The organism is Nostoc sp. ATCC 53789 (assembly GCF_009873495.1).
GTDB classification, from domain to species: domain Bacteria; phylum Cyanobacteriota; class Cyanobacteriia; order Cyanobacteriales; family Nostocaceae; genus Nostoc; species Nostoc muscorum_A.
This window is the reverse complement of record NZ_CP046703.1, coordinates 256,675-270,060: the sequence shown is the minus strand read 5'-3', so window position 1 is coordinate 270,060 and position 13,386 is coordinate 256,675. Positions and strand designations below refer to the sequence as shown.

The following is a 13,386-nucleotide window of genomic DNA, read 5'->3' as shown; positions in this document are numbered from 1 at the left end:
GAGGAATATTGCCAGTTTTTTTACTTTTACCAGTATCTATTTTTAATAGTTAAGCAAAAATTAAGCTTAGATTAAGTAAAGATTATTAAAGCCCAGATAAACACCTTTATTAGTAGTATTCTCTATCTGCTAACGAGAGAGAAAAACCACAAAATTTAACGGTAACTGAATAGGAAACAAAGGGTTTAAAAACTTAACTAAATACGACTTGCTACTACCAAAACATCGTCCCTGTACTAGTAACTGGGAGAATAAAACAGATAGTTATCCCTGTGATTCTAGAAATTCATACAACTTGGTTGTAGACATCACAAGAGTGTGGAGAATTAAGATTGCTTAAGATGTATGTCAAAAAAATGATTTTTATCAAGTAAGTTAGGGCTAGCTTATTCTTGAAAAGAAAGGTAAAATCAATCAAAAAGATCAAAGTCTAACCTCAAATTCAGAAAATGTAATATGCCTGTAGCACGACTGAAAACACCATCTTAATAATTGTATAAAAACAAAATTACCATGAAAATTACTGACATTCATCATATAGCTATTATTTGCTCTGACTACAATCGCTCCAAAAGTTTTTATGTCGAAACTTTAGGCTTTTCGATTATTGAAGAGACTTTTCGTGCCGAAAGGAATTCTTATAAATTAGATTTAAAGGTTGGGGAAAATGGTCAGATAGAGTTATTCTCTTTTCCCAATACTCCGCAACGATTTAGTAGTCCAGAGGCTTGTGGATTAAGACATCTTGCTTTTAAAGTTGATAATATTGAGGAAACTGTTTTTTACTTAAACTCCCAAGGTGTAGAAACAGAGAATATCAGAATTGACGAAATCACAGGTAAGAAATTCACTTTTTTTAAAGATCCAGATAATTTGCCGTTAGAAATTTATGAAAATTAGAAAATATAAATTTTTTGATTAAATAATTGCAGATAAATAGCAAATGAACAAGCTATTTGGTAACATTCTCAAATGTTTGACAATATCTGTAAATTTTTAGCTGAAAATTTCTCCAGCGACTTCGCCACTTGGTTATTAGGCGAACCCATTACTTTAACCGAACTAAGTCCAAAAGAATTATCTCTAGAACCCATTCGTGCTGATGCCTTAATTCTGCTACAGTCGGAGCAAAATATCTTGCATTTGGAATTTCAAACCCAAGTGGATGCGGAAATTCCTTTTCGGATGATTGACTATCGATTGCGAGTGTATCGCCGTTTTCCCCACAAATCAATGCATCAAGTTGTAATTTACCTCAAGCAGACAAATTCGGATTTGGTGCAACAAAATACATTTACAATTGCTGGAACACGCCATGAATTTGCAGTTATCAGACTTTGGGAACAACCAACCGAAGTATTTTTGATAACACCTGGACTTTTACCTTTGGCAGTGTTGAGTAGTACAATTGAGCCAGAAGTTATACTAAATGAAGTGGCGCGTGAAATTAACGGTATTACAGAATCAAGAACTCAAAGTAATATTGCCGCTTCCACGGCTATTTTAGCTGGTTTAGTATTAGATAAAGAGGTTATTAGACGAGTTTTGAGGTCAGACATTATGCGCGAGTCAGTGATTTATCAAGATATTTTACAAGAAGGAAAAGCTGAAGGGAAGGCTGAAGGGAAAGCTGAAGCTTTACTTGAAGTGGCAAGTAACCTTTTTAATACTGGTATGCCATTAGAACAGATAGCAAGATTGACAGGGTTATCAATTGAGCAGTTACAGTATTTGCAGGTAAGCAAATCTGGTGATTCAAAATAAATAATCGGTGCAGGTTGACTGCACCGATTGCACAATTTATATTTAATTGCACCAGACATTTCCCTCACGCCAATGCTGATGCTTGGGGTTTGGCAAAAATCATTCTTCCTGCGGTGGTTTGCAAAGCACTGGTGACTACTACTCGCAGTTCACCACCCACATAATTGCTGCCTTCTTCAACTACTACCATCGTGCCATCATCTAGGTAGCCAATACCTTGACTGGGTTCTTTGCCTTCCTTGAGAATTTTTAAATCCAGGTTGTCGCCAGGTAAATAACTGGGACGGACGGCATTCACTAAATCATTCACATTCAAAACAGGGACTTTCTGAACGCTGGCTACTTTAGACAAGTTGTAGTCGTTGGTTAGCAATGTACCGCTAATTTCTTGGGCAAAGCGTACCAACTTGGCATCCACTGTGGGGATATCTTCGTAGTCAACTGCATTAATCAAAATGCGATCGGGATATTCTTCCTTAATACGGTTGAGAATTTCTAGTCCTCTCCTTCCCCGCACGCGCTTTTGATCTTTGCTAGCATCCGCTACTTGTTGGAGTTCTTGCAAGACAAATTGCGGTACGAGAATTTGTCCTTCCAGAAACCCTGTTTCTAATAGCGCTTCAATGCGACCATCGATAATGCAACTGGTGTCTAAAACTTTGGTATTAGCTGGTTTTAGCGTTCCTTCCACAACCATTGATTCGACGGTGTTGGGATTAATGAACCGCAATAAACCTCGCCCGTGGGTGTCTGCCAAATTCATGCCAGTGACGGAGAGGATAATACTACCGACAACTGCCACAAGTGGCTTAATAAATCCAAAATCCGCGGGGATGGGTAGTAAGAATAATGGGGCTAACATGAGGTTAGCTAGCAATAAGCCAATTACTAACCCAATGGCACGAGTTAAGATCACTTCCAGAGGCATTTCTTTGACTTGTGATTCTAGACGGCGATATGTCGTCTGGAAACTCAGTCCGATCGCACCACCAATAATAGCGGCAAAGACGGCAACAACTAAGCGTAAAGCTTCTAGATTCGTTACCTGATCGAGAGTGCCATTGGGTAGTAGTTCAGTGCTGTAGAACCCTATTCCCGAAGCTGCCAGGATAAATGAGAAAATGATAATTGCGTCAAGCATGGTTATGTTGTTTTCCTGCAACTGTGTTCACCGAGAAACTTAAGTATTTTTTATTTCATCGGTAAGATAAACTGATCAATATTGACTTACACTAAGGGTTTAGGCTGACAATATCTGCAATTATTATAACTAAAGGCTTTTATCTTAATATTTTTCATTGTTTCTTTGTAAAACGACAAAAATTTGTAAATAAACTGCTCATTTTGCAAGAATTCAGAATCCAGAATCCAGAAGTCAGAATTAAGAAGACTTTGATACCCAAACTTAATAATTTTAATAAAATCAAGAAGTTATTGCACGCTTGCTTTTACGATTATTCTGACTCCTGACTCCTGACTCCTGAATTGTTTCTTCATTTTCATTGTCTCTAATTCGCAGTTGGCTTAACTTAAAAATTTTCTCAAAATGAGTCAAAAATTTAGTGTTTCTGGAATTGCGAGTTCTGCTTATGTTCATATTCCCTTTTGCAGACGGCGATGCTTTTATTGTGATTTCCCGGTGTCTGTTGTGGGCGATCGCTTGCGGGGCGAAACATCTGGTACTATCTCCCAATATGTTGAGGTGCTATGTCAAGAAATTGCCATTACACCAGCCTTTGACCAACCCCTAAAGACAATTTTCTTCGGTGGTGGTACTCCTTCGCTGCTATCAACAGAACAGCTACAACGGATAGTGGGAGAATTGGAGAAGCATTTTGGTATTGCATCTGGGGCAGAGATTTCTATGGAAATTGACCCAGGTACCTTTGATTTAGCACATATAGTAGGCTATCGCAGTGCAGGTGTGAACCGGGTAAGTTTGGGTGTACAAGCCTTTCAAAAAGAATTATTGCAAAGGGCGGGGCGATCGCACTCAGTTGAAGATATTTTCGCAGCTGTGGAGTTAATCCACCAAGTCGAGATTCCCGAATTTAGCTTAGACTTAATTTCTGGGTTGCCGCATCAGTCTTTGGATCAATGGCAGGATTCTCTAACTAAAGCGGTAGAACTTATACCCACTCACATTTCCATATACGATCTTACCATCGAACCAGGTACAGCCTTTGGTCGTTACTACAAACCAGGTGATACTCCTTTGCCTACGGATGAAGCCACAGTCAAAATGTACCAGATGGCGCAGCAGGCTTTGACTGGTGCTGGTTATGAGCATTATGAAATTTCTAATTATGCTCAACCTAAGCATCAATGTCAGCATAATCGAGTTTATTGGGAAAACCGCCCTTACTACGGCTTTGGTATGGGTGCGGCGAGTTATGTTGACGGGAAACGCTTCACTCGTCCGCGTAAGACTAGGGAGTATTACCAGTGGGTACAAGCTGGCGGTGTAATTGATTGTGATGTTACCCCCCCAAAGGAAGTATTGTTAGAAACGTTAATGTTGGGGTTGCGTTTGGCGGAGGGTTTAAGTTTGGCGGCGTTGGCGGAGGCGTTTGGCGAAGAGAAGGTGGAGGAAGTTTGCAGGTGTTTGCAAGGGTATTTTGATAAAGGTTGGGTAGAAGTTACAGAGGGAAGGTTGCGTTTGATTGATCCCCAAGGGTTTTTGTTTTCTAATGTGGTGTTGGCGGAGTTGTTTGAGAAGTTGGGGTGACGAACCGCAGAGGCAAGGCAGCGCGGTCTTGGGGGTTTCCCCCATGAGCGACTGCCGCGCAGAGTCCGCAGAGAGAGGAGGAGAGGGGAAGCTTATGCAGAAAAATCAAGTTAGAAAAGCTGTAATTCCGGTAGCTGGTTTTGGGACTCGGTTGTTTCCAGCGACTAAGGTTGTGAAAAAAGAACTTTTCCCGATTATTGATCGAGATGGGAGGGCAAAACCTGTCATTCTCGCAATTATTGAAGAAGCAATTAGTGCTGGAATTACAGAAGTCGGGATCGTGGTGCAGCCCGATGACAAAAAAATATTTGCAGATTTATTGAAGAATCCACCCAAAAAAGAACTTTTAGATAAACTTTCACCGCAAAATAAAGAATATAGCCGATATCTCGAAGATTTAGGTAGCAAAGTCACCATCCTATTGCAAGAGGAACAATTAGGTTATGGTCATGCGGTATTTTGTGCTAAAGATTGGATAAAAGATGAGCCATTTCTGTTAATGTTGGGCGACCACATTTATACATCTGATATTGAAAAATCTTGTGCTAGTCAAGTTTTAGGTACTTACGAACAAGTTAATCAAAGCGTTGTTGGTTTAACTACAATGCCAGCAGAAATTATTCATAAAGCTGGTTGTGTTACAGGAGTTTGGCAAGAGTTAAACTCGATTTTATCAGTCACACAACTCTATGAAAAACCTACTATTGAGTATGCACAACAACATTTGCGTGTAGAGGGAATGTCAGAAAATGATTTTTTAGGTATATTTGGCTTATATTTACTTACGCCGAAAATTTTTGACTTTCTAGCAGAACACATCAAGCAAAATTTTCAAGAACGAGGTGAATTTCAGTTAACATCCTGTCTGGAAAGATTGCGTAAGGAAGAGGGAATGACAGGATATATTGTTAAAGGTAACTGTTTTGATACAGGTTTACCAGATGCTTATCGTCAGACAATGATTGATTTTAGAAATTTCTAGATTAATCTGAGTTTCAAAACAAAAAGATCCCCGACTTCTTCAAGAAGTCGGGGATCTGAGCGTCTCAGTAGCCTTTAATTACGAATTACGAATTATGAATTATTTTGCAACAGTTGCTCGCGGATTAGAAACCCTGGCGGCTCAGGAGTTAGAGCAACTGGGTGCCCATTCTGTGGAGCCAGGATTTTGTGGTGTCGCTTTTGAGGGCGATCGCACTCTGCTTTATCGCGTCAACCTCTGGGCTAGGCTACCGTTCCGAATCTTGGTGGATATCCATGAGTTTCCATGCCTTGATGCTAAGGATCTTTATCGCGGCATTCAGACTATCGATTGGCAAAACTATCTTACGCCAGACATGACGCTGGCGGTGAATGTCACAGGCAAAAACGCTCACCTCAACCACAGCCACTTCACATCTCTCCAAATCAAAAATGCGATCGTCGATCAGCAGCAGGAAAAGCTGGGTGAGCGTTCAAATGTAGAACTTCATGAACCAGATGTGCGGGTTAATGTTCACATTGAGCGCGACTTTTGTACCGTTAAACTCGATAGTTCTGGAAATAGTCTACACCGCCGAGGCTATCGCCCTGCGGTTGGATCAGCGCCTCTCAAGGAATCTCTGGCTGCTGCTCTGATTCAACTTTCGGGTTGGCAGCCAAACCAAATGTTCTACGATCCTCTCTGTGGATCTGGGACTTTACCCCTAGAAGCTAGCTTAAAGGCACTAAATATAGCACCAGGGCTGTTTCGTGAGTCCTTTGGATTTGAAAATTGGCTCGATTTTGATCTGTCCCTTTTAGAAAAGCTGCTCCAAGAAGCTAAGGACAGCCAACTGGATACCCTTCCCGCACCTATTTGGGGAAGCGATCGCGATGAAAATATAATCGAGCAAGCCATTAACAATGCCCAAAACTGTGGTGTTGATAATCATGTATGGTTTTCTCAAATGGAGCTTGCTGATGTTGTCGCCCCCGCAGACAGTGGGATTTTATTCTGTAATCCACCTTATGGCGAACGGCTAGGGCGAGATATTGATTTAGGGGCATTTTATAAACTTTTGGGCGATGTGCTGAAACAACGCTTCAAAGGCTGGACTGCATTTGTGCTGAGTGGCAACAAGGAATTGTCTCAATGCATTGGGCTGAAATCATCCAAGCGAATTGCGGTGTACAACGGAGCGCTGCCTTGTCAGTTAATGAAATATGAGTTGTATTAAGGCGATCGCTCTCAACTACTTCTGTTAGATCACAAAGACGCGATGAATCGCGTCTTTTGCCTTAACCGAACCACAACCTAAACCTGCTGTTGCATAGCATTGCCTATCTCCATAGACTCATAAGTGATGTTTTTAACACTATTTAATAAAATTAAATTTAGCCAAAAAAAGCTTTAAACTACCTCTGGGTATATATTGCAGCAGTTAGCACAACATCTTTTGAAAAAAGTGGCAGTATAATCGGTGACTGACAATCTGCAATTTATTTATCGCTAAAAGGCAGGGCCATTTATGTCAGATCAATTCACCTTTACTGTTACCAATGATACCGAACAAGCAATTACAGAGTTGTGGGTATCTGTCGATGATGAAGATTGGGCTTCATTTACCTTGAGTGATTCAGGGATTCCATCGGGTGAAACAGTAACAATTGCTTGGGCTGAATATACGAATGATTCGCCCTGTGAATGGTACATCTCTGCTGTATTTGAAGATGAATCAGAAAGTGAGTCAGCCCTATTTAACTTCTGTGAAGAACCAGCTTTAACGTTCGGCTAAATTTCCCATTGCGATCGCCACCGGAAAGGGCGTGTACGCCATCGCGCTTGAGGCATGATTGCATATCGACTCCAGCCATAAAAACCAAAGCCCTGCCTCGAAAGCATCTAGGTGGGGCTTGATATTAAAATTGATCAAAAATATGGGTCTGAAACCCCGTGCTTCACGCAATGCTTTAAAGTAATGAGTAAGGAGTAATGAGTGGATGAAAAATGGGTATTTACTCATTACTTATTACTCATTACTCATTACTCCAGAATCACCGTGCGTACCCTTCTCCTGACAGAGACGCTGCACGAACGGGAACGCCAAGGGCGAACACGCCGGGGAGTATAGTCAAATTGGTAATACCAGATAATGGTGTAAGCGCCCTGGTTCTAGAAGAGGAAAAATGCCAATGCCAGAAAAATCAGGACTGTTCGCGCCAGTTAGACTAGGTTCGCTCGATCTTCCCAACCGCATCATCATGTCTCCGATGTCCCGTCTCCGGGCAACTACTGAGTGTGTACCTACCCCCCTAATGGTCGAATACTACACCCAGCGAGCTTCGGCGGGACTCATTATTACGGAAGGGACGCATCCAAGTCCAATGGGGCGAGGTTACACAACCTGTCCTGGGTTGCACAACGAGGAGCAGGTTACAGGCTGGCGAAAAGTGACAGATGCAGTTCATGCTGCTGGAGGTCGGATATTTGTGCAACTGATGCACGCTGGACGGGTGTCGCATTCCTCCCTATTACCTAACCATGCCCGACCGATCGCACCTTCGGCTGTCCCGGTGGTGTCCGAAGAAGTTCACGTTTGGGATGGCAAAGTCCCTTTCGAGATACCCCGTCCGTTAGAGTTGGACGAAATACCCGAAATAGTAGAGGAGTACCGCCGCTCTGCGGAACTCTCTATTGAAGCAGGTTTTGATGGTGTGGAACTTCATGCAGCAACTGGATATCTACCCAACCAGTTCCAAGTCAGCAGCTCCAACCAACGCACCGATGCCTATGGTGGTACATTGGAGAATCGAACTCGCTTCACGCTCGAAGTAGTCAATGCTCTGTGTAGCGTCCGGGGAGCGGAGCGGATTGGGGTCAAGATTGCCCCCGGCTTCACAGTTAACGACACATTTGATGACGATCCTGCCGAAACTTACACCTATGTCGCAAAATCACTCAGTCCATTGGGTTTGGCATACTTGCACGTGGGGTATGACCGAGGTTACGCCAGAGGAACTGCACCGAAGTTTAACCCCATTGATCTCCTACGTCCCGTTTACCAAGGAACACTGATAGCTGTGGGTGGGTTTGATCGACAACGAGGTGATGAAGCAATTACAAGCGCGCGGGCTGATGCCATCGTTTTCGGGCGACTGTTCATCTCTAACCCTGACTTAGTGGATCGGCTACGGCTCAATGCCCCCCTGAACGAAAGTGACGTGAGGGCGTTCTATGGTGGTAGTGAACATGGCTACACAGACTATCAAACCCTGTCGCAACTCCATTGAGTGGCATAACAACGCCCATGCGAGTTGTGTTGCAAAAACTTTTTAAACTACGCAATTCCTCAAAATACTTAAAGCTACCGCCTCCGCCACCTTAATACCATCGATACCCGCCGAGAGAATTCCCCCTGCATATCCCGCGCCCTCACCAGCCGGATAAAGACCGACTGTATTTAAACTCTGATAATCTTCTTTGCGTTTAATCCGAATCGGTGATGATGTGCGGGTTTCCACACCAGTCAAAACGGCATCATCCATCGCAAATCCTTTAATTTGTTTGTCAAAAGCAGGAAGTGCTTCGCGGATGGCGGCGATCGCATAATCTGGTAAACTCTGACTCAGATCGCCCAAATGTACCCCTGGTGTATAAGACGGTTTAACAGTGCCCAATGCTGTCGAGGGACGATGGTTGAGAAAGTCACCTACCAACTGCCCTGGAGCTTCATAAGTTCCACCGCCTAATTTAAAAGCCTGTTCTTCTAAGCGCCGTTGAAAGTCAATTCCTGCCAAAGCATTACCCGGATAATCTTCTGGGGTGATGCCCACAACGATCGCACTATTGGCATTGCGCTCATTGCGAGAGTATTGGCTCATCCCATTGGTGACAAGTCGCCCCGGTTCAGATGCGGCTGCAACCACCAAGCCCCCCGGACACATACAGAAACTATAGACGGAACGACCATTTTGGCAATGGTGAACCAGTTTGTAATCGGCAGCACCTAAAAGCTTATGACCTGCCTGAGCGCCGAAACGACATTGGTCGATGAGAGTCTGGGGATGTTCGACCCGAAAGCCAATGGAAAAAGGTTTCGGCTCGATGTAAACTCCACGTTCAAATAGCATTTGGAAGGTATCACGGGCGCTGTGCCCCACTGCCAGAACGACATAATCGCTGGCGATATATTCCCCACTGGCGAGGGTAACTCCCCGCACCTGTCCATTTTCGATGTTGATATCTTCCACCCGGCTTTGAAAGCGAATTTCACCGCCGAGGGATTCGATTTTGGCACGCATACTTTGGACGATTCCCACCAGTTTAAAAGTGCCGATGTGCGGTTTGTTGATATAGAGAATTTCTGGTGAGGCTCCGGCGTTGACGAGTTCGGTTAATACCTTACGCCCATAATGCTGAGGATCTTTGACTTGACTGTAGAGTTTGCCATCGGAGAACGTACCCGCCCCACCTTCGCCAAACTGGGCATTAGATTCGGGGTTGAAGTCTGATTTTTTCTTCCAAAAGCCAAAAGTATCAGCAGTGCGATCGCGAACTTTTTTGCCACGCTCTAAAATGATTGGACGGAAACCCATTTGTGCAAGCATCAAACCTGCAAATAATCCACAAGGCCCAGTACCAATGACAATGGGGCGAATCGCCAAATTACTAGGTGCTTGAGCCACTGGGCGATAACTCATGTCTGGCGTAGCCATTACATGGGGATCTTTTTTCAGGCGCTTGAGTAGATGAATCTCCTGAGTCGTTTCTACATCCAGAATATAAACAAGAGCGATCTCTCCTTTCTTACGGGCATCATAGCTACGCTTGAAGATGGAATAGCTGATCAATTCTTCGTCCGTGATTTGCAGCTTTTTGAGGATGGCAGTCTTGATCTCATCTTCAAGATGATCGAGCGGGAGCTTTACTTCTGTTAGTCGTAACATGGCGAGGAGAAATTCATACTATCTATCAAAATTTTAATCAAAGTCACTGTGGTACAGCTGATGCTTAAACCAGACTGACAGCCGACTCTAACATTCGTATTATCCCAAGTTCAGCATCTATTTCCACTTCTAAACCGATTGGCAAGGTAAATTTATCTTTAATATGACCAATCATTGAACCATACCAAGCAGGAATCCCTAAAGGAAGTAGGTGTTGTTGCAATACTTGCATTAATGTAAATGATGGTTCATCCCCAAGACTACATTTAGTGCATTGCCCAAAGATAAAGCCAGCAATTTGATTAAGTATCCCAGCAGTTTTTAACTGCGTCAGCATTCTATCTATCCGGTAAACATCCTCGCCAACTTCTTCCACAAATAGGATGCTTTTGTTCCAAGAAGGTAGATAAGGTGAACCTATCATCGCTGATAGCACTGATAAGTTTCCACCGATGAGTTTACCCGTTGCCTTTCCTGGTGCTATTGTCTCCACCCGCACTTCGCTAGGGTTGAGATTTTGCATAGTCACTGCTTCACCATTAAATAGGATGCGTTTGAAGTAATCGACTGTAAATTGATTCCAGGTAGATGTGGCAACTGGCCCATGAAAAGTAATCATTTTACTACGGGCGTTAATTGCCAACAACAGCGTCGTAATATCGCTGTAGCCGATGATAATTTTTGGATGGGAGCGGATTAGTGAGTAGTTGAGTAGGGGTAAAATGCGATTACAACCCCAGCCACCACGCATAGGGATAATTGCTTTGATGGTGCGATCGCTAAACATCAAGTTTACATCCTGGGCGCGATCGCTATCTTTACCCGCTAAATAGCCGTAACGGTCTAGAATATGCTTCCCCAACTTGACTTTTAACCCTAATTGGGAAAGTGATTGCTGTGCTGCTTCGATATCTTTAGCATCAACAATACCCGCAGGGGCGATTAATCCTACAGTATCACCCACTTGTAGGCGTGACGGTTTGCGGATAATGTTTGGAGATGGCTTACCTTGGGCAGTAAATGATGGTATCTGGGTGGCTAAGGTAGCTAGTCCACAGGTTGTAATAAATTCCCGACGTTTGATATTCATGCTCTTTTTACCTACAAGCGAAATCCAGCAACCGGGTAAGGTTCAGCGGCGATGCGAACATCTTGACCAAGAGCCACAAGTCTTTTTGCCCGTACCAGCCCGGATTTCTCACGCATAGTGTAGGCAGAGGGAGAAGAGGAGTGTGGGGAGTGTGGGGAGTGTGGGGGGTAAGACTTCTTCCCCATCCTCCCACACCTCCCACACCCCTTGGATTTCTCACTTGTGAGCAATCCAGGCCAGGCACTGCTGAATCTAGCGCAGCATTCCCCTGTTGCGTCAATCTTCCCAGTTGCTATTTTTTGTTAACGGTCGCTTGACTTTTAAGACAGTTGCTACTATTTCTCTTAACCCAAGGGTATTGGAGTATAAGTCTGTAGTCAATTCACTTATTTATCCTTTACTAAGTTAGAAAATAGCCTCTGCCAATCAATAGAGTTAACAGTATTGTCTGTCTGTTTTACCTCAAAGGTGATATTACAAGCTGGTGCTATTTTTAGCGCTTGCACGCAAAGTTCTGCCACATCTTCACGGCTGATTTTGCCCTTAATATTATCGCCTTGCTCGAATATTAATTCCTTACCTCCTGCTTCCTCAGTTAAAGCACAAGGTCTAATAATCGTATAAGGAATTCCGCTTTCTCTTAAACTATCTTCTCCCTTCAACTTCCAAGTTAGAATTCCTCCTAATTGGTCATTTAACTTCACTGCTGGCGGTTCTTCATCTAAATTAATGCCAGGGCGACCGGGACGAGTTACGCCTGCTGAACTGACTAGGATAAATTGTGGTAAAGTTGTACCGCCGTAAGCTTTAATTGATTCCAATTGCAAAGTAAAACCACCAGGGGAAAATTTGGGATTCAAAGCCCCATCATATTCAAATTTGCTCAACATCAATTGGTATGAACAAATTCTAGTCTGCTCAATAGGCGGCGCATCTTTGACAACTTTTGCCCGAAAGACGGGAATCAAATCTGCAAAGGGAATGTGAACATCTATCCAAGTATTAGCTACTGTGTCAAAAGAATAGCTGTAGCCAATGCCATCCCATTTTGTATCTGTTCGTAGGAAGATTTTATAACGTTGTCCATCACCTTTGACGCGCAATTTCACACCTTCATAACCGGATAAGTTGAAGTGCGGATCGAAATTCTTAGTTCTAACAGATGCAAATCCGCCAGAATTAGCGGTGGAGACATTACCAGCAAACAAAGCTGTATTTTCTACTAATTGAATATTACTGGCACTCACGCCACCCATAACAACATCATCCAACGCCCCCCAGTTATCTTTTAATTCTGCTGATGGCTTGGTGAAATCAAATATCGGTTTTTCGTTTGCTTGGGGTAAATATTTTGCAGCCGCTTGGACTAAGTTTTTGACACCTTGATATTCTACATTTTCTGGGGTGTCGCCAACAATTTCTGGCTGGTAAAATTTAACACCTTGATAATATTTGGCTCTATCGGCTGTGTCTCCTTCAACTGGTTGCACGCGCACTGCTGTGCAGCAAACTACAGCTTGGATATCAGCCATAACTAAAGGAGTTAAAGTTTCTGGTTTTGTGATATCCGCAACTACTAAGTCTATATCATTACCTAGAATCGACCGTGCTTTGTCAATGTCTCGAACTAGGGCGCGAACTTTATAACCCTGTTGGAGCGATCGCTGCACCACTCGTTTACCTACACCACCTGTTGCACCTGCTACTAGTATTACACCCACGTTTCTTCCTCCATTGGGTCTATCTTGATTATCCTTTGGACGGCCTTGGATTAACTGCTGTACCCAGTTAAGGAAAGGAATTACCTCAAAGTAAGTCAGGGTTTCGATAAACCTGCCTAAGTCCCATTGAGAACGATTTTTGTCAGTCATATTTGCGTCCTCATAACTACCTCCAG

The 13,386-nt window shown here is 43.2% G+C and carries 12 protein-coding genes; 7 read left to right on the top strand and 5 right to left on the bottom strand.

Features of this window, described 5'->3' with window-relative positions:
- The first annotated feature begins 513 nt into the window (after positions 1-513).
- Both GJB62_RS01055 and GJB62_RS01050 read left to right on the top strand, forming a co-directional pair.
- Positions 514-900 carry a VOC family protein gene (locus GJB62_RS01055; protein ID WP_114080129.1) on the top strand — a complete coding sequence of 129 codons (387 nt, stop codon included), beginning with the start codon at positions 514-516 and terminating at the stop codon, positions 898-900.
- A gap of 72 nt (positions 901-972) precedes the next feature.
- The gene (locus GJB62_RS01050) at positions 973-1,764 is read left to right on the top strand and encodes an Rpn family recombination-promoting nuclease/putative transposase (protein ID WP_114080130.1); all 792 of its coding nucleotides are present in this window, start codon (positions 973-975) and stop codon (positions 1,762-1,764) included.
- Positions 1,765-1,828: 64 nt separating this feature from the next.
- Here GJB62_RS01050 and GJB62_RS01045 read toward each other — a convergent pair whose 3' ends face one another.
- Complete coding sequence (locus GJB62_RS01045) at positions 1,829-2,905, bottom strand: PIN/TRAM domain-containing protein (RefSeq protein WP_114080131.1); 1,077 nt, start codon at positions 2,903-2,905, stop codon at positions 1,829-1,831.
- A gap of 405 nt (positions 2,906-3,310) precedes the next feature.
- Between GJB62_RS01045 and hemW the strand changes: the two genes are divergently transcribed.
- From hemW to GJB62_RS01025, 4 genes are all read left to right on the top strand, one after another.
- A complete protein-coding gene (gene hemW, locus GJB62_RS01040; RefSeq protein ID WP_114080132.1) occupies positions 3,311-4,492 on the top strand; it encodes a radical SAM family heme chaperone HemW in 1,182 nt (393 codons plus the stop codon).
- A 94-nt stretch (positions 4,493-4,586) separates the two neighbouring features.
- On the top strand, positions 4,587-5,474 hold the full coding sequence (locus GJB62_RS01035) for a UTP--glucose-1-phosphate uridylyltransferase (protein WP_114080133.1): 888 nt from the start codon (positions 4,587-4,589) through the stop codon (positions 5,472-5,474).
- Positions 5,475-5,568: 94 nt separating this feature from the next.
- Positions 5,569-6,690, top strand: coding sequence for a THUMP domain-containing protein (locus GJB62_RS01030; protein WP_114080134.1), 1,122 nt, complete (start codon positions 5,569-5,571; stop codon positions 6,688-6,690).
- 291 nt (positions 6,691-6,981) lie between these two features.
- Positions 6,982-7,248, top strand: a complete 267-nt coding sequence (locus GJB62_RS01025) for a hypothetical protein (RefSeq protein ID WP_114080135.1) — start codon at positions 6,982-6,984, stop codon at positions 7,246-7,248.
- On the opposite strand, the gene GJB62_RS01020 is transcribed toward GJB62_RS01025, so the two are convergent.
- Entirely contained in the window at positions 7,234-7,476 is a 243-nt protein-coding gene (locus GJB62_RS01020) for a hypothetical protein (protein WP_147262426.1), read from the bottom strand. The two genes, GJB62_RS01025 and GJB62_RS01020, sit on opposite strands and share 15 nt — an antisense overlap.
- A gap of 169 nt (positions 7,477-7,645) precedes the next feature.
- Here GJB62_RS01020 and GJB62_RS01015 point away from each other — a divergent pair, with 169 nt between their 5' ends.
- The gene (locus tag GJB62_RS01015; RefSeq protein WP_114080136.1) at positions 7,646-8,743 is read left to right on the top strand and encodes an alkene reductase; all 1,098 of its coding nucleotides are present in this window, start codon (positions 7,646-7,648) and stop codon (positions 8,741-8,743) included.
- 42 nt (positions 8,744-8,785) lie between these two features.
- On the opposite strand, the gene GJB62_RS01010 is transcribed toward GJB62_RS01015, so the two are convergent.
- From GJB62_RS01010 to GJB62_RS01000, 3 genes are all read right to left on the bottom strand, one after another.
- The gene (locus tag GJB62_RS01010) at positions 8,786-10,399 is read right to left on the bottom strand and encodes an NAD(P)/FAD-dependent oxidoreductase (RefSeq protein ID WP_114080137.1); all 1,614 of its coding nucleotides are present in this window, start codon (positions 10,397-10,399) and stop codon (positions 8,786-8,788) included.
- 64 nt (positions 10,400-10,463) lie between these two features.
- Positions 10,464-11,489 (bottom strand): LD-carboxypeptidase, encoded by a 1,026-nt coding sequence (locus GJB62_RS01005; RefSeq protein ID WP_114080138.1) that lies wholly within the window; start codon positions 11,487-11,489, stop codon positions 10,464-10,466.
- A gap of 386 nt (positions 11,490-11,875) precedes the next feature.
- Positions 11,876-13,360, bottom strand: a complete 1,485-nt coding sequence (locus GJB62_RS01000; protein ID WP_114080139.1) for a CIA30 family protein — start codon at positions 13,358-13,360, stop codon at positions 11,876-11,878.
- Positions 13,361-13,386 lie beyond the last annotated feature (26 nt).

What these genes read in the sequence shown, in the direction of transcription:
- hemW (WP_114080132.1), top strand. Translation starts at nt 3,311, where the DNA reads ATGAGTCAAAAATTTAGTGTTTCTGGAATTGCGAGTTCTGCTTATGTT.
- GJB62_RS01020 (WP_147262426.1), bottom strand. Translation starts at nt 7,476, where the DNA reads ATGAGTAAATACCCATTTTTCATCCACTCATTACTCCTTACTCATTAC.
- GJB62_RS01030 (WP_114080134.1), top strand. Translation starts at nt 5,569, where the DNA reads ATGAATTATTTTGCAACAGTTGCTCGCGGATTAGAAACCCTGGCGGCT.
- GJB62_RS01050 (WP_114080130.1), top strand. Translation starts at nt 973, where the DNA reads ATGTTTGACAATATCTGTAAATTTTTAGCTGAAAATTTCTCCAGCGAC.
- GJB62_RS01045 (WP_114080131.1), bottom strand. Translation starts at nt 2,905, where the DNA reads ATGCTTGACGCAATTATCATTTTCTCATTTATCCTGGCAGCTTCGGGA.
- GJB62_RS01035 (WP_114080133.1), top strand. Translation starts at nt 4,587, where the DNA reads ATGCAGAAAAATCAAGTTAGAAAAGCTGTAATTCCGGTAGCTGGTTTT.
- GJB62_RS01025 (WP_114080135.1), top strand. Translation starts at nt 6,982, where the DNA reads ATGTCAGATCAATTCACCTTTACTGTTACCAATGATACCGAACAAGCA.
- GJB62_RS01015 (WP_114080136.1), top strand. Translation starts at nt 7,646, where the DNA reads ATGCCAGAAAAATCAGGACTGTTCGCGCCAGTTAGACTAGGTTCGCTC.
- GJB62_RS01055 (WP_114080129.1), top strand. Translation starts at nt 514, where the DNA reads ATGAAAATTACTGACATTCATCATATAGCTATTATTTGCTCTGACTAC.
- GJB62_RS01005 (WP_114080138.1), bottom strand. Translation starts at nt 11,489, where the DNA reads ATGAATATCAAACGTCGGGAATTTATTACAACCTGTGGACTAGCTACC.
- GJB62_RS01010 (WP_114080137.1), bottom strand. Translation starts at nt 10,399, where the DNA reads ATGTTACGACTAACAGAAGTAAAGCTCCCGCTCGATCATCTTGAAGAT.
- GJB62_RS01000 (WP_114080139.1), bottom strand. Translation starts at nt 13,360, where the DNA reads ATGACTGACAAAAATCGTTCTCAATGGGACTTAGGCAGGTTTATCGAA.